We start from the raw sequence: 17659 nt of genomic DNA on the forward strand, positions 1-17659 counted from the left end.
TCACACCACCAGTACCGATTTTGCTTTCAGGAAGCGGGCGCGCCGGTTATTAATCCCGTTTTGTCCGCCGTTGATAATCTGCGTGACCCGGACAAGATCACCCAGATATTTCAAGCAACCTTTTGAGACATAGAACCATGCTGCACTACGGGCCGCGTAGGAGGACTGCTCCAGTAATTCTGGCTGAGCCACCAGATCAACCTTCAGCCCGTTGCCGCAGTCCCGGTAATTAGAAAGTCCGGTTATTTGAATAAGTCCGCGCCCTCGATAAACCCAGCCATCAGTTGCCCTGTTGTTACCCAACCGCTTGCTATAGACAATGTTGGCGATAGCCCGCTGGCGCTCCAGAGGTAACACTGTTTCCGACTGGCTGCGCCCGAGGGAATTGGCCTGGGCCTGCGTTAACCTGCCGTAACGAACAAAATCAGCAAGCCCAGCGATGCTGTAGTTGAAATTCTCCACCACCCTGTTAAATCCGAGGCTTTCATGGCCGCATTGAGCAATGAACATTGCCTGATCGAGTGGAGCAGTGATGCCGAACTCTTTCATCGCGGCTGTAATATGCGGAAACCAGCGCGCAGCTAACCCGGCGCTAATACCAGCCGCCTTCTGGAATTGTGTTTGATTCATTAGTGCCTCAGTACATCAACCAGTCGCGCTACATTGCCTCTTACGCTCAGCAGCACAACAAGGATCATTATATTGGCCGCAACGATGGGCCATGATGAATAGGGATAGATGCCGCACAGATACGCCAACGGCACAGAGCTATATATCACTGTTATCAGCCATGCCAGCCGAGATACCCACTTCCGATGACGTGAGTCTCTGCGGCGATAGAACATCAACGTAACAACGACACCAGCACACAACAGCGCATTGATGGTTGCAGTAGGATCATTTAGTACCACCGGAACCTCCCCGTCGCGTTATTAGCGCCACCAGCGAGCCAATATCCTGATTGTTCATGAAGGTGAGTATTTTCACGGCCAATGCCGAAATGATTACGGCACCAATAGCATCCAGAGGCTTATCGTTATACCCGGTAAGGTCGGATAGCTTTGAACCGACCAGTCCGGAGCACAGAACTCCAGCGATATAGGACACAACGAAATAGGCCATCCGTCGTGGGGCGCTCAAATCGGCCGCTGTCGCTATATAAAAGACAGAACCAGCAAATGCCCCAAACACAACGCCGTAGTCAGTACCGGTTAACAACCCGTAAACACTCGCCCCTGTTAAAACGCCACCAGCTAAGCCTGTGCCGGTTATAGGTTCGGACATTGGCCCCCCTCAATAGCAGTTAATCCTCTCATAAACGAGGGAATAGGTTCAGACCGCAAGCTCACATATTCATGATTTATCTGCGATTTTAGCCTCGGCCTGAGATGAAAAAACCTCGCCATTTTACGAGGTTTGATGACTAAGCGGTGTGTTGAAGTGACTACTCTTAACACGATACACAATAAAATGCGGACCGCGTTAGATGTTTTTGTCTTATTTTCATGTAATATATAAAAATGATAATCTGATTCACTTTTACACTTGAAGGAATAAAAATGAAGGTATTCATAAGTTGGTCTGGCCCAAGAAGTAGAGCTGTGGCAGAGTTATTCAATGATTGGCTTAAGTGTGTGATCCAAGCCTCCCAGCCCTGGATTTCCACAAGAGATATTGACCGTGGAGCCATTTGGTTTTCGGAAATAAATGACAAATTAAAAGATGTTTCAGTAGGCATTGTCTGTTTAACTCAGGAAAACAAAGACAAACCATGGATTCTATTTGAGACAGGAGCTTTAGCTAAAGGACTTACAACAAATAGGGTATGTACTTTTTTAATTGACTTAGAACCATCCGACTTACATGACCCACTTGCTCAATTTAATCACACAACCCCAAATAGTAGTAGCGTCTGGGAATTAACAAGAACTATAAATGCATGTCTTTCTGAAAAAGCTCTAGATGAAAGAATTTTAAGACAAGTATTCGATACATATTGGCCTCAGTTTGATGGTAGCTTTAAACAAGCCTTATCTGATAACCCTCCTGGAGTAGTTATTCCACCAAGGTCTGAACAAGACATACTTTCTGAGATATTGTCAAACACAAGAACATTAACACATAAGATCAGAGATCTGGAAAATGAAGTGTACTCAAGCTCGAAGTTTAAGAGCAAACTCTTGCTTGAGAGTGCTAGTTTAAAAGAAATCATAAGCAATGAAATCTTAAAGCTAATAAACTCTGGATTAACGGATGAGTCAGAGATAGCTATGAATCTTACTCCATATGGTCTTCCTGATAATGTTATTTTCAGCTTAATCAGAGAGCATATGGAAGCATTTGGTATCAAAAAAAGACCGTTAAAACAAAACAAATAAAAAAATTAATTATTAACTACATAAGCACCAGATGGTATATACCCATCTGATGCTTAATTTTTTTAAATATGCATATCCAATTTGACTTCTAGCATAGAAAGACATCCATCAATGAATCCTTCAGCCATCTGGATTTCAATACGTATTACTTTTTCATCTTTTTTTTGTGCTTTAGCTATTTTTCGTTTGGAAATACCATAAAGATAATGAGCCACAAGCAAGCTATGCTCATACGGTTTCTTACTTTGCAATCTTGCCAAGCAACCTTCAATAATCAGAGCATCATCGTCGGTGCAACATGGCCGTGTTTTACCAGTATGAGGAAGTAGCCCTTTAAAACCTGCCGCTATGTGAGAATAATCCACACCACTGCTATCCATTGCAGCCCAACTTCCCCATCGTTCCAGTACCAAAGAAATATCACGCATTAACTCATCTCCACTGAATTAAGCCAGCACGCCAATTGCCAGCGAACGATCCAGAAATCGAAACAGCAACTCCAGCTGTGAGCCGTGCTTCTCCTCAAATGCCACGGTGTCAGCGTGCAACTCGTCGTGATGCGCTCTGCAAAGCGGCAACACAAACAGGTCATGCGCTTTTGTTCCCATTCCACCTTGTCCGTGGCCTATCAGGTGATGGGGATCATCTGCTTGTTTGTTACAGCAGACACACGACTGAGACTTAACCCAGCGCGTCCAGCTCTCGTTTACCCAGCGGCGGCGCTTTGGTCGCAGCATGAGTGCGCCCGGCGTTTCAGGATCTACGCGAAGACCAAGAATCTTTTTCTGCACCACTTCGCTCGCCGCTGGCTCCGGCACAATATCGCTCTCCTTCATCACTGGTTGATGCTTTATTTCCGGCAATCGCAGTGCTTTACGGGCCAACGATTCAGGGATTACGTGCGCCAGATTGTTTATTACCAGCCACCAGCACAACTCGGGGATCGTCAGTTGATGGTCTTCGTTGAACCCCAGCTGTGAGCGGATGACCGTTATCAACCAGGATACCAGGTTCTCACGCGCAATGCCTGCCAGCGTCTCTGTGTACTGATCACGCAGCAGGTTATTGCAGGCCCAGCAAAGGCGGATGCTGCCAGGCTCATGCCGGAACAGCGTAAAATTTTCGCTGTGCCACGAGCCGTGCGGATACTGGCATTCAAAACGACGCTCCAGCTCGGCCTCCAGCGAGCTAATACCACCCGCGCGCAGAATGACGTCTTTGTTTTCGAATACTGGCTTCAAAACCGGGTCTTCTGCCAGTGGCTGCGTGGCGGGAGGGATGACGCCGGTTGCGTAGTCACTGTATTTTTCAGGTGCAGGTTCAATCAGTACTCGCCCTCTCCTGAACATCGGCATGAGATCAGCACCTGGGCGAAGAAGAACAACGCCCATGCGTGGGGCAATCTCAGGGGTTAGTAGTGCTCTCATATCATCTCCACGTCAGGCAGCTGCACGAAAACGACGGATGGTGATTTCTACTTTCCCTTTCTTCACGATGTTTCCCCACTCCACCAGCATGCGCTTAACCTGACTGTCGTCTTCCCAGACGCCTGTTAGAGTCAGGGCATCGAACAGCGCTTTGTTGTAGTTATCGATATCCCGACGGCGCTGATCAGGCGGATACAACACTATGTGAACCTCAGCCAGATCAGAGGATGGCCGGGGAACGGCCCGCAGTTGCTCAATAATCGCCGCTCTCGCTGCCTGCTGGAACTTGCGCCCAGTCTCGCTAACCAGATGCCTGCCTTTCAGCGGTCCCTTGCTCGGGGCGCGCCAGTATCTATTTACGCTCGGTGGAAATGGTAAAGTCAGTTTCATTTAGCCCCCTTAAAGGATCGCTACAACGTCTTTTGCGACTTCCCGCGTACTGCTTTTGCAGGAGATCGAACGGCGCGCGTTGATGAATTGCAGGTTAAAACCATGCTCCCGGTACAGGTCGAGAACCTTCGGTGCAGATGAGTTAGAAATCACTACCCGAGCCCCACGGTGAAAGGCAGATACACATTGCTTCGCCAGGTCTACCTGGTTCTCCCAGCTAAAACCACCAGCGACGTAGGCGGTGAATCCGGTTGTTCCCGGCATCGGTTCGTAAGGCGGATCGCAGTAAACCACATCCCCTTTCCCGGCCAGGCTGATAGTTCGGCGGTAGTCAGCGGTCATGAATACGCAGTTATGCGCCATAGCCGCGAAGGCTTTCATCTCATCCATCGGGTAATACGGAGCCTTGTAGCCTCCCCAGCCCACATTGAACTTGTTCGCCTGGTTGTAGCGCATCAGGCCATTGAAGAAATGCCGGTTGAGATACAGGAATGCAGCTGCGCTTTCAGTAGCATCCAGCGTCTGTGCGTTGAACTCGGAACGGATCAGCTCATAGCGATCTGGTGACCGCATGTGCTCGAACATCCAGCGGGCCTTCAATTCCACTTCATCCGGCACCACCGCTAACATCTGGTACAGATTAATCAGGTCCGGATTAACGTCCGCCAGCAGGTAATCTGCGTGCTTTTCGCTGTTCAGGAATACCGACCCACCACCCACGAATGGCTCTATCAGACGTTTCCCTGCCGGGATTTGCACGAACAGGTCAGCCAGCTGGGTATACTTTCCACCAGCCCATTTCAAAAATGGCTTACTCATGAGCGGAACCCCGCTGGCACTGAATAATCCACGTCGGAATAACTGGACTTGAACGCCGTGTCTTGTTTAACCCACTTGCCGCCAGTCCAGGCTGGGCATCCGGCGGCCTCCCATTTTTTGGCCTTGTCGAAATACTCGACGCAGTTCTCGGGAGCAAACAGCGTTTTGGGCCGCAGGTAATCGCTCATCTTCGGATCCTGAGCCCATTTCGCGTTCAGGTAGTCAACCACCAGCATCAGGTCTTCAGGGCTGTAATCTTCGGCCAGGCGTCCCCGGATATAACCCAGCGTCGTTTTGGTTCGTCCCCCCTTGCCATAGGTCGAGTTGGTTACCCGATTGAAATGATCCAGAACGAGATCTGCCGGATCGGTCTGGTCTGGTTGCAGCGCAACCGGACAAGAGTCTTTACCTGTAATCTCTGTAGTACTCTCTGTTGTATTCTCTGTAAGATCATCGTGCCAATTTGACCTGATGACAGCGGTTCGTTTTGACCCGGTGGAGCGTTTCACATTGACCTCTTCCATCGTGTCATTTTGACCTGTTGGAGCGGCGCATTTTGACTTCTTCGACTTGGTCACTTTGACCTCATCTAAAAGCGAGCTGTCGTAGTTGATCGTGTAGTAGTTCGTCATGTCGCGCTGGGATTTGTTCAGCTGCTCAACTTTAAGCACGCCCAGGCTCTTCAGCCGGGTGAAGGTGCGCTTCAGAGTGGATTCAGACCAGAACGGGAATTGCTCCAGCCATTGCTCTGTCGTGTTGTAGATCCAGCGTACGCCGTCACGCTCCAGCCCTGAGTTAGTCTCCTGCAGCCAGTAGTTAAGCTGCTGCAGCGCAATGGCTTCATTCAGGCCTATGCTGTACGCAAGGTCAGGATTGATGACTATCGGCCTTGATGGCATTAACAGGCTCATAAGACCCCTCTATTTCCCTGAATTTTCGTCTGAACTGCTCGAGGGGGCTGAAACACTCGTGCTTATACCCTTCGCGCAGGTATATAACGCGCTGTGTCTGGGGCTCCCAGCGTATGACCCTGACCGGGACGCCGTAGTGATCTCTGAACCATCGGTTGAGCTCTCGCATACTTTCTCCGCCTGGCCGTTAAAGTCCCCTACCACCCACTGAGCAAACTGGTAGCAGACAGGTTCGAATCCGCCTGGTACTCTTACCCCATACACGAACTGCACCGGTCCTGCTCCACCAGGAACTGGCCGCGCTATAAGTTGCGACCTGCGGTATTGTGTTGATAAACTGTTCATGCGTTAGTAATCTCCACTGATAACGACACGCCACGACGCCAGGAGCTGCAACTCGCTGGCGTCACTTCTTTTTGCGAGAAAATAACGTGATAATTGCGGCAATCTCTTCTTCCCGAGCTGCCAGGTGGCGGCGGTGATGCACCATGATTTCTTCTGCCTCATGCCTTTCGATTACCCCATCTTCAAGTGCCTGTTCGATAATCTGGTCAACCTGACCTCTGGCGGCAGAGGTACGCATTGCCCGGCTAAACAAGTCCACGCGATCCAGCTCTTCCAGGTGCGGAACATCCACCAGCAGAGCACCACGACGGCGAGCGAAGTAATCAGCCAGTAACGACGTATTGGAAATGTCCTCCATCGCTTCCAGCTCGCTGACTTCGAAGAAACGACAGCCGTTTTTCTCGTAAAGGTTGTTGTTAAACTGCGTCACCGTCATTCCCAGTGCGCCAGCCATTGCTTCGCGCCCACCTGGATATGCTTTGCACATCGCTTTGACGGCTTCTTTGAGGTTTGGCTCTACCATGTTGATTTTCCTTTTGTAGTTATCGAATAACCGTTTAAGCAGTACGATTATTTGCACTTGGTACGTCATCTGTCTGATAGCGACTTGGGTACAAAATGTGTAATTCGCTTATTTCTCCTCTAAAGAACTTGGCTAATCTCTCCGCCAGTTCGACAGATGGGACTTGCTCGCATCTTTCAATGCGGCTCAACGTTGCAGGATCTACCTGTACCCCGGTTGCAACGTGCAATAAGGTCATGCCATGCGATTTTCGCAATTTTCTTAATGGTGATTGCATAATGCCTCCTATTTTTGCGTATTACGCATGTTATTCCACACTAGCGAATTGCGCAAGTTGCTTTGCACGAAACGCAAAAACAACATGTAATGAGTGAATGAAAATAGGATCTCGCATACGACAACTTCGCTTAGCGAAGAACATTAAAATCGCAGAGCTTGCAGAAGCTGTGGGCGTTGATGCTGCCAATATTTCCAGGCTTGAAACTGGTAAACAAAAGCAGTTTTCAGAACAGACACTTAACCGACTTGCTCAAGCTTTAAGCGTAAGTGTACCTGACCTATTTACCTCTGACGAAAACGATACTACTGTACATATAAACAGTGAAAAACATGCATCTCCCGTAAAGGATGTGGATGTATACAGAGTCGAGGTACTTGATGTGAGCGCAAGCGCCGGGGCAGGACATATACACGGTAGTGACGTAATAGATGTCATTCATGCTATCGAGTTCAGCAATGATCAGGCATTGGCAATGTTTGGTGGCAGGACTCCATCTGGAGTAAAGGTCATCAACGTTCGCGGTGATAGCATGGCCTCAACGATTGAGCCTGGCGACCTAATCTTTGTGGACGTAACTATCAATGAGTTCGATGGGGATGGGATTTACGTCTTTGGTTTTGATGGAAAAGTTTATGTTAAACGCCTGCAGATGATACCAGACCAACTGCTAGTCATCTCTGATAACCCTCGTTATAGAGAATGGAATATAACTAAAGAGAATGAACACAGATTCTATATCTATGGAAAGGTTTTAATAAGCCAGTCTCAGTCCTTTAAACGGCATGGATAGCATTCATCATCATAAACTAGGCCTCATTCGAGGCCTTTTTTTTCGCCCTAAATTTGCGTTTTACGCACATAGCTATTGCGTTACTCGCAATTTATGATTATCTTCTACTCGTCGGCACATGACGAAACTTACGGACAAGGATGAACAGAACACAACATGGAAGCGCATTGCCCTTCTTTCCGGTGGGGATCGGTTTGTAACTGAAGGAGTGCGCTTCCAGTTGTGAACGGCAATATTCGCAACCGCTGTATGGCACATGCAGCGTTAGCCGCCAGAGAGTTACCTTTATCCATGCGCTCTCAGGAATTCCGGAAGAATGTGCAAGCTAAGTGTTTCAGGCACGACGTGCGCCCCACCAGCGCGGCGAAAAGGTGTGACGCCCGGGAAGAGTCCGGGACACAACAGATGAGAGCATTGGCGGTGAACGGGCAAACACACAAGCCGTAAGCCGATCCGAACGCAATAGCTAATCGTATCAGTGCTCTCCTCGTTGTGACGTGTACAAGCGTACTGCAGCGCCGGTCGACGCAAAGACCCGGAAATCGACTGAGCAACAGCAGCTGGTTGCCAATACCAAAACAGAGCGGCGGGAAGTAAGCAGATTAGCGATCTGGTGTCACAACATTCATTCCCGATAAGTCCCCTTCTACTGAGGAGGTTTATCGGGACTGGAAGAGTTACCACTTGGAGACGGTCCTTTTAAATGTCCTGGACAGTGGCGGTTCCGCATCGATAACAGCGGCGACAAGATGATGCAAACGGCAAAGGTCGTTAAAACTCGTTAGGTGCTGGCGTGGCATACGCGACACACGTGATAGGGCGTGAATGCCGTAAGGGGCTATAACCCTTCAATCTCGTTTCGGGCGAGTTCAACCCGAATGACAGCCGGAAGAGACGACGCAGCCCAGACGATATCTGAGTGGCTTTAAAAACAGATGGGAGCCGGTGGAAGCCCGGCACACAACAGGAAAAAGCACTGTGTTAGTCAAGTGAGTTTCCAGTGCTTCAGTGCTCTTTCCGTTGTGTGGAGATAACTAACTAATCCTTTGCAGAGGACACAGAAATGAAATTATCAAAGTTACGTAACGCCATTGTCTATCGGGCTACTTTGCCCAGTATTGAAGCGGTTGAAGGGCATCTGCAGGAATTGCCCTACTCTGAACTTACAGAAACGGAGTTCGCGCGGGCTTCCTTCGTCCCTAACCCGATTACCGGCGAGCTGGTTACGCCAATTACTGACGGTTATGCAATCGTGGTTCGCCGCGATGAGAAAATAATCCCCCAGCACGTCGTAATGAAAGAAGCCAATGAGCGTATCCAGCGCATCGAAAATGCGTGTGGTCAGAAATTGAAGCGCGCTGACCGTAACAACATTATCCAGGATGCTAAGGTTCAGCTCTGCAAACAGGCATTCATCAAGTCGTCTCTGATCCTGGTCCTGTATAACACTGAAGAAAATCTGCTGATCATTAATTCCGCCAATAAAAATATTGCCAATTTAGTCGGGGCGATGCTGATTAAAGTGATCGGCTCAGTCAAAACAGTCACGATCAACATCAGTGATATCAAAAACGGCCTGACAACGCGCCTTAAAAACCATCTGGACGGCGAAGAATCAGCCTTTGCAGGGTTTGAGGTCGGTGATTATGTCCAGCTATCCCGCCTGGCAGAACAGAAAGAAGTTATTCGCTACTCTGCGGAACACACTTCCGTTACCAGTGAAATTCTGGAGAGCCTGAACACAGGTTTTATCGTCGATAACATGGAATTAAGAGGCTGCGGCGTCTCTTTTCTGCTTACAGATAAGTTCCATTTCCGGCGGATCGATACCAAGGATAATGATTATTCTGATGATGACGACAAAGCCTACCGCTGGCGTCACCAGGCAGGTACGGACATGTTCCAGTTCTGTAAAGTAATTAACCAGCTTTGTGATCTGCTCGCCTACAAAGAGCCCGAAGAACAAAAACCAGCAGCCTGATTAGAACAGCAGCAATTACCCCATTCTCATGGGTTGGGTTGCTGCACCCTAAAACGCGTTGCAGCGCGTCAGTTGGAGAAATAAAAAAATGGGAAAAACAGTACAGCAGTTAATTAAAGATGCCTTTGAGGCAGCTAAAACAATGCCTCCTGCAAATTCAGAACTTATTAAAGAGCTGGCAACAATGCTCGATGTTTCGAATATTACCCTTCGGCAGGCATGTAAAGAACGTGACGCAATGAAGGAAGAAGTTATTTCCTGGGCGAAAGAATGCGATCGAATTGTTGAGCGTCACACAAAAAACCGCAGCAATATGCACGTACTGGAAGCAATGCGCGATCTGAAGAGTATCTCAACGACATCCACCAGCAATGCGGAGGCTGTCTGATGGCTAAAGACTCAAAGCTTGTATACGGCGCCAGTGGCAAAACGAACGTTTTGACGTTCGAACCTGAAAACCTGCACTTGGTTACCGACAAAACGCACCCGCTTTACGATGAGCGTATCCACCTGCCTATCAGCGAGGCAATGGTGCTGAACATCATGGACCAAGGCGTTCTTGAGCCGGTTATCGTCTGGAAAAACCCGGAGACAGGGCTGTCTTGTGTAGTCGATGGTCGCCAGCGTGTGCGCCATACACTGGAAGCCAACAAGCGATTGTTGAAAGAGGGTAAAGAACCGTTACTGGTTCCGGCAGTCGCTAAACGTGGCTCTGCCGTTCGCATGGCGCAGGCGATGGTAAGTGCTAACGAAATCCGCCAGGCTGATACGCCGCTGGGCCGAGCAAAGAAAATGGCTGATGCGCTGGACCGCGGGCACGACGAGGACGATTTATCGCTGATGTTTGGCGTGAGTGTTCAGACAGTACGTGCAACGCTGTCGCTGCTGGATGCCACCCAGGCTGTCCGCGATGCAGTGGAATCTGGAACTGTCACCGTTACCCAGGCGCGTCAGCTGGCATCGCTTAAACCTGAAGAGCAGCGGGAGAAGGTATCTGAAATTGAAGCGGCAACTGCTGGCACAACCGGCCATGAAAAAGCCCGGCGTCAGCGTCAGATCCTCGGCGAGGCAAGGCCGCGCCTGAAAACCCGCAAAGAAATCACCAAAGCCCTGGAATCAGCCGAGGGTGAGTATGCAAGTGCACTTCGTTGGGTGCTTGGGGAGGCGCAATGAATTTTGAACCTGAGAATTACAGCAAATACACCCTGCGTCGGTTCGCCGCCTTGTTCGATGTGATCTGCTGGGTGCTGATTGCCGTAGTAACCGTTGGTATCTGCATGTTTATTGAATGGGTGACAGCATGAGTAAATCACTGAACGCACGTTGCATCCGCCGCTGGGAAGTGGAATTCAAACCTTTCTGTGATTCAAAAGTTAACCCCTACTGGCGCAAGCGTGATCTGCGCGGGTATATCCGTGAAGTGGCGCTTACCACCGCCTACAGCATGGTCGAGAGCGTGGCTGAACGTAACGCCAAGGTTGACTATGACGGATCGCTGTGTGGCTGGACGCCAGAATTTTCGGCCTGGTATCGGGAACGCCATGAACAGTACCTGAAAGAAGCGCGGGACTACCTGGACGAAGACGCTACTAACGACGAAATCGACGAAGAGATCGAAAACGAACTGGAGGCCTGGAATGACTGATATCACCGAGCTGACTAGCGTACAAAAAAACGCAAACATTCACCGTTTATCCAGGCTCATTGCCTACGCATCTAACGATGAATTGCGCCAATTGGCTGTTGAAGTTGAGCAATACACTGATCAAGTCATTGAGGCTCTGGAGAAGGCGCAGCAGCGTATCGAGGAACTCGAGTCTGATCTATCTGAATGGACAGACTGCAAACACGATGGTGCTACCTACTACGACATGAGCGGCCAAGAGCGCTGCGGAAGATGTGGTGCGGATCTATGACCAGCAAATTAAAGCGTCGTCGCTGGCGGCGCATGCGCGATGATTTAGTTTGGTATAAAGCGGAGGCAAAAGACCTTCATTCGCGGTTAATGGAATTAGCCGATGAAGTTTCAACACTTCGCCACCATGTCCTGGCCGTTCCTATGCCAGTGTTGGTTCCAGTTCAAACTTACGTAGCAATTACAGGAGAGGTAGACCACGAGCTATGTAAAAAATGTAATGACGGCATTCGTGGAGGATGTTCATCCTGTACGTATCGTAGAAGTTAAGCCGGTTGCAGCCGGACTTGTGGAGATACACTATGAATCTTGATAACGAGATCATTTCAAACGCAGACCTCGAACGAATTACTGGATACAAGATCCCCTCAAAGCAATCACAGTGTTTACGTGATGCCGGGATTTTCTTTGTTGAAGGGCGAGACGGAAGACCACGCACTACCTGGGCGCATTTCAATAATCCTTTAGCTCAGAGATCACGACAGAACAACGTCGATAATTCGCTGCAGCCCAACTTTGGAGCACTTGATTAATGCCACGTCCGAGAAAAAATAAAGACGATGCCTGGATGCCTCCGAGGGTTTACCTCGGGAGATCAGCATATGAATATCATCCTAAAGGAGGAGGCAATATTCGCCTCTGCGACAAAACCAGTACACAAGCTCAGGTATGGAGTGCATGGGAAGCGCTAATGAACGATCGCCCGGACGACTCCATGATGGAAGGACTTATCGAACGCTTCTTTAAATCTGGTGAATTTTTCGAGCTGGCTCTGGAAACCCAAAAGGACTATAGAAAGTACTCAAAAAAAATTATAGATGTATTTGGGAAAATGCCGCCGGACGCTATCAAACCTGAACATATCCGGCGTTACATGGACAAGCGGGGAATAAAAAGCAGGACACAAGCTAACAGAGAAAAAGCTTTTATGTCTCGCGTGTATCGCTGGGCTTATGAACGCGGCTTCGTTAAAGGGAACCCTACAAAGGGTGTCCGCCAGTATAAAGAAGTTAGCCGAGATCGCTACATAACTAATGAGGAATACCTGGCGCTGTACTCTGTAGCTCCAGACATTGTGAAAGTCGCAATGGAACTCGCTTACCTCTGCTGTGCCAGACAAAACGATGTACTGGAGATGAAAAAAAGCCAATTTATGGAAGAAGGTATCCTGATAAAGCAAAGTAAAACGTCTGTTGCTCAGATAAAAGCATGGAGCCCGCGCTTGAACGCTGCACTTGAGTTGGCAAAAAATTTACCTCTTAACGCTGGCATGAGCAGTCTGTATGTCATCCACCAGCCAGCAGGCGGAAAATACACACGGGACGGCTTTAACAGTCGCTGGAGAAAAGCAAAAATTGAGGCGCAGGAACAGTACCCTCACCTTTCCTTTGACTTCACGTTCCACGATCTCAAAGCAAAAGGGATATCTGACCTCCAGGGCAATCTGTACGAGAAACAGGCAATATCAGGGCATAAGAACGTTGAGCAAACTGCCCGGTATGACAGAAAAATTGCGGTAGTTCCGGTTGTAGATGGACAGGTGGAAAGGAAAAATATTATGAAGTGATATTATGAAATGGGTGGTTTTGGAACAAAAAAACCACCCGTAGGTGGTTTCACGACACTGCTTATTGCTTTGATTATTCTATATTTCCCAATGGTACCCGGAGTGGGACTTGAACCCACACAGCGCGAACGCCGAGGGATTTTAAATCCCTTGTGTCTACCGATTCCACCATCCGGGCTCGGGATATAAAGTGGAGGCGCGTTCCGGAGTCGAACCGGACTAGACGGATTTGCAATCCGCTACATAACCGCTTTGCTAACGCGCCTTTAATTCTGAAGCACCCGCTACTGCCGATGCTGTTAATCTGGAGCGGGAAACGAGACTCGAACTCGCGACCCCGACCTTGGCAAGGTCGTGCTCTACCAACTGAGCTATTCCCGCATCATCAAGTTATTTGCTAATCACTTGATTTTGTTATCGTCTGGAAGACTGTGCCGCCGTTCGATGCGTTGCATTCTACTTATCTCTCGCGGTGAGTCAACGGTATTTTTCGCAACTTTGCATCGTTTGCTGAAAATAACGGCGAAACGATCACTGATCAAGCAAATCGCCGCGCGCCGCGTTCAAATATTGCAGCATCGACCACAGCGTCAGCACCGCCGCCACGAGGAAAAGCGCGATCCCGGCCCATTCCACCCACGGATAAGGACGCCACAGCATCCACACCAGGGCAGTCATCTGTGCGGTGGTTTTCACTTTACCAATCCACGAGACCGCCACGCTGCTGCGTTTTCCCAGCTCCGCCATCCACTCGCGCAGCGCGGAGATAATAATTTCCCGGGCAATCATCGTCGCCGCCGGCAGCGTAACCCACCAGGTGTGATAGTGCTCAGCGACCAGCACCATGGCGATAGCCACCATGACTTTATCGGCCACCGGATCGAGGAAGGCGCCGAACCGGGTACTCTGGTTCCAGCGACGGGCGAGGAAACCATCAAACCAGTCGGTCACGGCGGCAACAAAGAAAATCAGCGCGCAGGCAAACGGCGCCCAGCTAAAGGGCAGATAAAACGCCAGCACAAAGAACGGGATCAGGATGACGCGGAACAGAGTAAGCAACGTAGGGATATTAAATTGCATAGTGACGGGTAACTATCTGTTGTAAGTAAAAATTAGCCCTATGTTGCTACAGAGCCCCTAATGTTTCAACGAGTAGAAGATCTTTTCTGCCAGAGCGTGAGAGATGCCCGGTACTTTGGCAATTTCTTCGACGCTGGCCTGCTGCAGCCCCTGCAGCCCCCCCATGTACTTCAGCAGCATCTGGCGACGCTTCGGCCCCACCCCCTCGATAGTCTCAAGCGAGCTGGTGCTCTTCACTTTCGCCCGTTTTTTGCGATGTCCGGAGATCGCATGATCGTGCGATTCATCGCGGATATGCTGGATCACGTGCAGGGCCGGCGAATCCGGCGGCAGGCTAAACCCCTCGCCCTCTGGTTCAAAGAATAACGTTTCCAGGCCGGCTTTACGATCGCTACCTTTCGCCACGCCCAGCAGCAGCGGATGATGTTTATCCCAGGGGACGTCCAGCTCGGCAAACACCGCTTTCGCCTGCGCCAGCTGCCCCTTGCCGCCGTCTATCAGGATCACATCCGGAATCTTGTTGTCATCAATCGCTTTACCATAGCGACGGCGCAGGACCTGATTCATCGCCGCATAGTCATCGCCCGGGGTGATGCCGGCGATATTGTAGCGCCGGTACTCCGCGCGCAGGGGGCCATTGCTGTCAAATACCACGCAGGAGGCGACGGTCTGTTCGCCCATGGTGTGGCTGATATCAAAGCACTCCATCCGCTTCACGGTCGGCAGCTCCAGCACGGAGGCCAGCGCCTGCAGACGCTGATGAATGGTCGATTGCTGAGACAATTTCGTGGTTAACGCCGTGGCGGCATTGGTGCGCGCCAGCTTAAGGTAACGCGCCCGGTCGCCGCGCGGTTTAGTCTGCACATGAATTCGGCGCCCCGCCAGCTCCGACAACGACTCGGCCAGCAGCGTCTTATCCCCGAGGTTGAAGTCGAGCAAAATCTCTCCCGGCAGCGTGCGCATCTGGCTGCCCTGCAGGTAGAACTGGCCGACAAAGGTCTCCACGACCTCGCCCAGCTCGGTGCCGCCCGGCACTTTCGGGAAGTAGCTGCGGCTGCCCAGCACTTTTCCCTGGCGGATAAACAGCACATGGACGCAGGCCATTCCGGCATCGAAGGCAACCCCGATCACGTCAAGATCGTCGCCGGTGTTAGAGACAAACTGTTTCTCCGTCACGCGGCGGACGGCCTGAATCTGGTCGCGAATGCGCGCCGCCTCTTCAAACTCGAGGTTCTGACTCGCCTTCTCCATCCTCGCGATGAGCTGAGTCAGCACCTGATCATCTTTGCCGGCGAGAAACAGCCGCACATACTCCACCTGCTGAGCATACTCGTCTTCACTGACCAGCCCCGCCACGCACGGCCCCAGGCAGCGGCCAATCTGATACTGTAGACAGGGACGGGAGCGATTGCGGTAGACGCTGTTTTCACACTGACGGATGGGAAAGATTTTCTGCAGCAGCGCCAGGGTCTCGCGCACGGCATAGCCGTTGGGAAAAGGACCAAAATACTCGCCCTTCGCATGTTTGGCGCCACGATGCATCGCCAGACGCGGATGGGTATCGCCGCTGAGGAAGATAAAAGGATACGACTTATCGTCGCGCAACAGCACGTTGTACCGCGGCTGGTACAGCTTGATATAGTTGTGTTCAAGCAGCAGCGCTTCCGTCTCGGTATGGGTGACGGTCACGTCGATTTGCGCGATCAGCGCCACCAGCGCTTCCGTTTTACGCGACGCGAGGTTGCTGCGGAAGTAGCTGCTGAGCCGCTTTTTCAAATCTTTGGCTTTGCCAACATAGATGACGGTTCCGCCAGCATCATACATCCGATACACACCGGGCTGGCTGGTTACCGTTTTCAGGAAAGCTTTTGCGTCAAAAACATCACTCACTGGCTTGCTAACGACTCCGCATTACACAGGCCATGGCGAATTGCCAGGTGGGTCAGCTCGACATCGCCATGAATGTTCAATTTGCTGAACATCCGATAGCGATAGCTGTTAACCGTTTTAGGACTCAGATTCAGCTGCTCTGAGATCTCATTCACCTTCTGACCTTTGGTGATCATCAGCATAATCTGCAATTCGCGTTCAGACAAACTGGCAAAAGGCGATTCTGTTTTTTCCGGTTCAATCTGACTTAACGCCATTTGCTGCGCAATATCGGAAGCAATGTAACGTTGCCCGGACGCGACGCAGCGAATCGCATTCACCACTTCCTGTGGCGCAGCGCCCTTACTGAGATACCCTGCCGCCCCTGCCTGCATAACCTTGGCAGGTAAAGGATTCTCGGTATGCACGGTCAACATGATCACTTTCGTGCCCGCTACCGAGCGCGCGATTTTGCGCGTCGCTTCCAGACCACCGATCCCGGGCATGTTCATATCCATCAGGACGACATCAGCGGAATTAGCCCGGCACCACTTAACGGCGTCTTCGCCGCAGCAGGCTTCGCCAGCGACTTTAATCCCTTTTATATCTTCCAGAATGCGTCGTATCCCTGCGCGCACCAGTTCGTGGTCATCAACAAGAAGAACGTTGATCAAAGGAATAATCTCCAGAATGAGGGATAACGCTACTGATACTTTATCTCCCACATATTACCGGGTTTTATTGCTAATTTAAAAGGCAAAAAAATGCCGTCTCCTCGATTTGGCTCTCATTTATGGCAATGTCTGTGCACACTGAGTGGAAAGTCATTGCGAACAATCAGTTGCCCGAGGCTTATTTTTTAACAATCCTCATACAGAAGGCACAAAAAACACAACAGATTACGTAGCGCATAAATACGAGGCAAAATATGTAACAATTATTAACGTGCTAAATAATTGGGGGAAATTATTGCGCTGCTGACAGCTATTACGTCTTATCTGATGCATAAAATCATTCACAACTCAGATGAGAGAACAGAAATTAAGCACTCCTTTTTTTTCTGTCGCTTGTGGTATACTGCGCGGCCTTCACATTCAGACAGGCGCAATAGCGCAGCGAGCAAACGAGGATATCGATGAGCACACCAGATTTTTCCACTGCAGAAAATAATCAAGAACTGGCGCAGGAAGTCACCTGCCTGAAAGCGCTGATGACGCTAATGCTGCAGGCGATGGGTCAGGCAGACGCGGGTCGCGTGATTATTAAAATGGAAAAGCAGATCGCGCAGATGGAAGATGAGGCTCAGGCCGCCGTATTCTCCAGCACCGTTAAGCAAATTAAACAAGCATACCGGCAGTAATCTTGTACCGGCTGAAAGTATGAC

Annotated in this window: 26 protein-coding genes and 3 tRNA genes; 12 read left to right on the forward strand and 17 right to left on the reverse strand. The window is 50.1% G+C overall.

Features of this window, described 5'->3' with window-relative positions:
- From ABLX76_RS05450 to ABLX76_RS05460, 3 genes are read right to left on the reverse strand one after another with little or no spacing between them, the layout of a single operon-like run.
- Entirely contained in the window at positions 1 to 630 is a 630-nt protein-coding gene (locus ABLX76_RS05450; RefSeq protein ID WP_323093903.1) for a glycoside hydrolase family 19 protein, read from the reverse strand.
- Positions 630 to 911 (reverse strand): phage holin family protein, encoded by a 282-nt coding sequence (locus ABLX76_RS05455; RefSeq protein WP_117029166.1) that lies wholly within the window; start codon positions 909 to 911, stop codon positions 630 to 632. Before ABLX76_RS05455 ends, ABLX76_RS05450 begins: the two co-directional genes overlap by 1 nt.
- A complete protein-coding gene (locus ABLX76_RS05460) occupies positions 898 to 1284 on the reverse strand; it encodes a phage holin family protein (RefSeq protein ID WP_086528485.1) in 387 nt (128 codons plus the stop codon). The genes ABLX76_RS05455 and ABLX76_RS05460 overlap by 14 nt, the downstream gene beginning before the upstream one ends.
- A 275-nt stretch (positions 1285 to 1559) precedes the next feature.
- Between ABLX76_RS05460 and ABLX76_RS05465 the strand changes: the two genes are divergently transcribed.
- Positions 1560 to 2378, forward strand: coding sequence for a TIR domain-containing protein (locus ABLX76_RS05465; RefSeq protein WP_086528484.1), 819 nt, complete (start codon positions 1560 to 1562; stop codon positions 2376 to 2378).
- Between the two features lie 62 nt (positions 2379 to 2440).
- Here ABLX76_RS05465 and ABLX76_RS05470 read toward each other — a convergent pair whose 3' ends face one another.
- The 8 genes from ABLX76_RS05470 to ABLX76_RS05505 form a co-directional block, all read right to left on the reverse strand.
- Positions 2441 to 2806 carry an antiterminator Q family protein gene (locus ABLX76_RS05470; RefSeq protein WP_323093896.1) on the reverse strand — a complete coding sequence of 122 codons (366 nt, stop codon included), beginning with the start codon at positions 2804 to 2806 and terminating at the stop codon, positions 2441 to 2443.
- An 18-nt stretch (positions 2807 to 2824) separates the two neighbouring features.
- The gene (locus ABLX76_RS05475) at positions 2825 to 3805 is read right to left on the reverse strand and encodes a DUF968 domain-containing protein (RefSeq protein WP_348874147.1); all 981 of its coding nucleotides are present in this window, start codon (positions 3803 to 3805) and stop codon (positions 2825 to 2827) included.
- A 12-nt stretch (positions 3806 to 3817) separates the two neighbouring features.
- The gene (locus ABLX76_RS05480) at positions 3818 to 4195 is read right to left on the reverse strand and encodes a RusA family crossover junction endodeoxyribonuclease (RefSeq protein WP_348874149.1); all 378 of its coding nucleotides are present in this window, start codon (positions 4193 to 4195) and stop codon (positions 3818 to 3820) included.
- A 9-nt stretch (positions 4196 to 4204) separates the two neighbouring features.
- Positions 4205 to 5014: a Dam family site-specific DNA-(adenine-N6)-methyltransferase gene (locus ABLX76_RS05485; RefSeq protein WP_348874151.1), complete on the reverse strand. Its 810-nt coding sequence runs from the start codon at positions 5012 to 5014 to the stop codon at positions 4205 to 4207.
- Positions 5011 to 5925 (reverse strand): conserved phage C-terminal domain-containing protein, encoded by a 915-nt coding sequence (locus ABLX76_RS05490; protein ID WP_323093891.1) that lies wholly within the window; start codon positions 5923 to 5925, stop codon positions 5011 to 5013. Before ABLX76_RS05490 ends, ABLX76_RS05485 begins: the two co-directional genes overlap by 4 nt.
- Positions 5882 to 6094: a DUF4222 domain-containing protein gene (locus ABLX76_RS05495; RefSeq protein ID WP_023317571.1), complete on the reverse strand. Its 213-nt coding sequence runs from the start codon at positions 6092 to 6094 to the stop codon at positions 5882 to 5884. The genes ABLX76_RS05490 and ABLX76_RS05495 overlap by 44 nt, the downstream gene beginning before the upstream one ends.
- Positions 6095 to 6331: 237 nt before the next feature.
- Entirely contained in the window at positions 6332 to 6793 is a 462-nt protein-coding gene (locus ABLX76_RS05500) for a YmfL family putative regulatory protein (RefSeq protein ID WP_004213338.1), read from the reverse strand.
- 34 nt (positions 6794 to 6827) lie between these two features.
- Positions 6828 to 7070 carry a helix-turn-helix transcriptional regulator gene (locus ABLX76_RS05505; RefSeq protein ID WP_001191665.1) on the reverse strand — a complete coding sequence of 81 codons (243 nt, stop codon included), beginning with the start codon at positions 7068 to 7070 and terminating at the stop codon, positions 6828 to 6830.
- Between the two features lie 97 nt (positions 7071 to 7167).
- Between ABLX76_RS05505 and ABLX76_RS05510 the strand changes: the two genes are divergently transcribed.
- The 10 genes from ABLX76_RS05510 to ABLX76_RS05555 all read left to right on the forward strand — a co-directional run bounded on the left by ABLX76_RS05510 (position 7168) and on the right by ABLX76_RS05555 (position 13326).
- Complete coding sequence (locus ABLX76_RS05510; RefSeq protein WP_000690183.1) at positions 7168 to 7863, forward strand: helix-turn-helix transcriptional regulator; 696 nt, start codon at positions 7168 to 7170, stop codon at positions 7861 to 7863.
- A 1063-nt stretch (positions 7864 to 8926) separates the two neighbouring features.
- Entirely contained in the window at positions 8927 to 9844 is a 918-nt protein-coding gene (gene rdgC / locus ABLX76_RS05515; RefSeq protein WP_348874154.1) for a recombination-associated protein RdgC, read from the forward strand.
- 88 nt (positions 9845 to 9932) lie between these two features.
- The gene (locus ABLX76_RS05520) at positions 9933 to 10232 is read left to right on the forward strand and encodes a hypothetical protein (RefSeq protein WP_208310576.1); all 300 of its coding nucleotides are present in this window, start codon (positions 9933 to 9935) and stop codon (positions 10230 to 10232) included.
- Positions 10232 to 11017, forward strand: a complete 786-nt coding sequence (locus ABLX76_RS05525; protein ID WP_348874156.1) for a hypothetical protein — start codon at positions 10232 to 10234, stop codon at positions 11015 to 11017. Before ABLX76_RS05520 ends, ABLX76_RS05525 begins: the two co-directional genes overlap by 1 nt.
- Positions 11014 to 11148, forward strand: coding sequence for a hypothetical protein (locus ABLX76_RS05530; protein WP_265937758.1), 135 nt, complete (start codon positions 11014 to 11016; stop codon positions 11146 to 11148). Before ABLX76_RS05525 ends, ABLX76_RS05530 begins: the two co-directional genes overlap by 4 nt.
- Positions 11145 to 11489 (forward strand): hypothetical protein, encoded by a 345-nt coding sequence (locus tag ABLX76_RS05535; RefSeq protein ID WP_135728677.1) that lies wholly within the window; start codon positions 11145 to 11147, stop codon positions 11487 to 11489. The genes ABLX76_RS05530 and ABLX76_RS05535 overlap by 4 nt, the downstream gene beginning before the upstream one ends.
- Positions 11482 to 11760 carry a hypothetical protein gene (locus ABLX76_RS05540; protein ID WP_348874159.1) on the forward strand — a complete coding sequence of 93 codons (279 nt, stop codon included), beginning with the start codon at positions 11482 to 11484 and terminating at the stop codon, positions 11758 to 11760. The genes ABLX76_RS05535 and ABLX76_RS05540 overlap by 8 nt, the downstream gene beginning before the upstream one ends.
- Positions 11757 to 12029: a hypothetical protein gene (locus tag ABLX76_RS05545; RefSeq protein ID WP_323061076.1), complete on the forward strand. Its 273-nt coding sequence runs from the start codon at positions 11757 to 11759 to the stop codon at positions 12027 to 12029. Before ABLX76_RS05540 ends, ABLX76_RS05545 begins: the two co-directional genes overlap by 4 nt.
- Before the next feature lie 32 nt (positions 12030 to 12061).
- Positions 12062 to 12292, forward strand: coding sequence for a DUF4224 domain-containing protein (locus ABLX76_RS05550; RefSeq protein ID WP_072071868.1), 231 nt, complete (start codon positions 12062 to 12064; stop codon positions 12290 to 12292).
- On the forward strand, positions 12292 to 13326 hold the full coding sequence (locus ABLX76_RS05555; RefSeq protein ID WP_074385153.1) for a tyrosine-type recombinase/integrase: 1035 nt from the start codon (positions 12292 to 12294) through the stop codon (positions 13324 to 13326). The genes ABLX76_RS05550 and ABLX76_RS05555 overlap by 1 nt, the downstream gene beginning before the upstream one ends.
- Before the next feature lie 91 nt (positions 13327 to 13417).
- Here ABLX76_RS05555 and ABLX76_RS05560 read toward each other — a convergent pair.
- From ABLX76_RS05560 to uvrY, 6 genes are all read right to left on the reverse strand, one after another.
- Positions 13418 to 13504 (reverse strand) — tRNA-Leu (locus tag ABLX76_RS05560).
- Between the two features lie 13 nt (positions 13505 to 13517).
- Positions 13518 to 13591, reverse strand: a tRNA-Cys gene (locus tag ABLX76_RS05565).
- 40 nt (positions 13592 to 13631) lie between these two features.
- Positions 13632 to 13707, reverse strand: a tRNA-Gly gene (locus ABLX76_RS05570).
- Between the two features lie 150 nt (positions 13708 to 13857).
- Entirely contained in the window at positions 13858 to 14406 is a 549-nt protein-coding gene (gene pgsA / locus ABLX76_RS05575) for a CDP-diacylglycerol--glycerol-3-phosphate 3-phosphatidyltransferase (RefSeq protein WP_004141115.1), read from the reverse strand.
- Between the two features lie 57 nt (positions 14407 to 14463).
- On the reverse strand, positions 14464 to 16296 hold the full coding sequence (uvrC, locus tag ABLX76_RS05580; RefSeq protein ID WP_087848905.1) for an excinuclease ABC subunit UvrC: 1833 nt from the start codon (positions 16294 to 16296) through the stop codon (positions 14464 to 14466).
- The gene (uvrY, locus tag ABLX76_RS05585) at positions 16293 to 16949 is read right to left on the reverse strand and encodes a UvrY/SirA/GacA family response regulator transcription factor (RefSeq protein WP_002911539.1); all 657 of its coding nucleotides are present in this window, start codon (positions 16947 to 16949) and stop codon (positions 16293 to 16295) included. Before uvrY ends, uvrC begins: the two co-directional genes overlap by 4 nt.
- Positions 16950 to 17410: 461 nt before the next feature.
- Between uvrY and ABLX76_RS05590 the strand changes: the two genes are divergently transcribed.
- The gene (locus tag ABLX76_RS05590; protein ID WP_032453405.1) at positions 17411 to 17635 is read left to right on the forward strand and encodes a DUF2594 family protein; all 225 of its coding nucleotides are present in this window, start codon (positions 17411 to 17413) and stop codon (positions 17633 to 17635) included.
- Positions 17636 to 17659: the final 24 nt, after the last annotated feature.

The sequence above is a fragment of the Klebsiella sp. JB_Kp004 genome (assembly GCF_040065795.1).
Classification (GTDB): domain Bacteria; phylum Pseudomonadota; class Gammaproteobacteria; order Enterobacterales; family Enterobacteriaceae; genus Klebsiella; species Klebsiella quasipneumoniae.

Coding starts and splice junctions, on each gene's coding strand:
- ABLX76_RS05495 (WP_023317571.1), bottom strand. CDS start 6,094: ATGCGAGAGCTCAACCGATGGTTCAGAGATCACTACGGCGTCCCGGTC.
- ABLX76_RS05520 (WP_208310576.1), top strand. CDS start 9,933: ATGGGAAAAACAGTACAGCAGTTAATTAAAGATGCCTTTGAGGCAGCT.
- ABLX76_RS05490 (WP_323093891.1), bottom strand. CDS start 5,925: ATGAGCCTGTTAATGCCATCAAGGCCGATAGTCATCAATCCTGACCTT.
- ABLX76_RS05460 (WP_086528485.1), bottom strand. CDS start 1,284: ATGTCCGAACCTATAACCGGCACAGGCTTAGCTGGTGGCGTTTTAACA.
- ABLX76_RS05535 (WP_135728677.1), top strand. CDS start 11,145: ATGAGTAAATCACTGAACGCACGTTGCATCCGCCGCTGGGAAGTGGAA.
- ABLX76_RS05590 (WP_032453405.1), top strand. CDS start 17,411: ATGAGCACACCAGATTTTTCCACTGCAGAAAATAATCAAGAACTGGCG.
- ABLX76_RS05555 (WP_074385153.1), top strand. CDS start 12,292: ATGCCACGTCCGAGAAAAAATAAAGACGATGCCTGGATGCCTCCGAGG.
- ABLX76_RS05525 (WP_348874156.1), top strand. CDS start 10,232: ATGGCTAAAGACTCAAAGCTTGTATACGGCGCCAGTGGCAAAACGAAC.
- rdgC (WP_348874154.1), top strand. CDS start 8,927: ATGAAATTATCAAAGTTACGTAACGCCATTGTCTATCGGGCTACTTTG.
- ABLX76_RS05510 (WP_000690183.1), top strand. CDS start 7,168: ATGAAAATAGGATCTCGCATACGACAACTTCGCTTAGCGAAGAACATT.
- ABLX76_RS05485 (WP_348874151.1), bottom strand. CDS start 5,014: ATGAGTAAGCCATTTTTGAAATGGGCTGGTGGAAAGTATACCCAGCTG.
- ABLX76_RS05475 (WP_348874147.1), bottom strand. CDS start 3,805: ATGAGAGCACTACTAACCCCTGAGATTGCCCCACGCATGGGCGTTGTT.
- ABLX76_RS05530 (WP_265937758.1), top strand. CDS start 11,014: ATGAATTTTGAACCTGAGAATTACAGCAAATACACCCTGCGTCGGTTC.
- ABLX76_RS05470 (WP_323093896.1), bottom strand. CDS start 2,806: ATGCGTGATATTTCTTTGGTACTGGAACGATGGGGAAGTTGGGCTGCA.
- ABLX76_RS05545 (WP_323061076.1), top strand. CDS start 11,757: ATGACCAGCAAATTAAAGCGTCGTCGCTGGCGGCGCATGCGCGATGAT.
- ABLX76_RS05550 (WP_072071868.1), top strand. CDS start 12,062: ATGAATCTTGATAACGAGATCATTTCAAACGCAGACCTCGAACGAATT.
- pgsA (WP_004141115.1), bottom strand. CDS start 14,406: ATGCAATTTAATATCCCTACGTTGCTTACTCTGTTCCGCGTCATCCTG.
- ABLX76_RS05465 (WP_086528484.1), top strand. CDS start 1,560: ATGAAGGTATTCATAAGTTGGTCTGGCCCAAGAAGTAGAGCTGTGGCA.
- ABLX76_RS05450 (WP_323093903.1), bottom strand. CDS start 630: ATGAATCAAACACAATTCCAGAAGGCGGCTGGTATTAGCGCCGGGTTA.
- ABLX76_RS05540 (WP_348874159.1), top strand. CDS start 11,482: ATGACTGATATCACCGAGCTGACTAGCGTACAAAAAAACGCAAACATT.
- ABLX76_RS05505 (WP_001191665.1), bottom strand. CDS start 7,070: ATGCAATCACCATTAAGAAAATTGCGAAAATCGCATGGCATGACCTTA.
- ABLX76_RS05480 (WP_348874149.1), bottom strand. CDS start 4,195: ATGAAACTGACTTTACCATTTCCACCGAGCGTAAATAGATACTGGCGC.
- ABLX76_RS05500 (WP_004213338.1), bottom strand. CDS start 6,793: ATGGTAGAGCCAAACCTCAAAGAAGCCGTCAAAGCGATGTGCAAAGCA.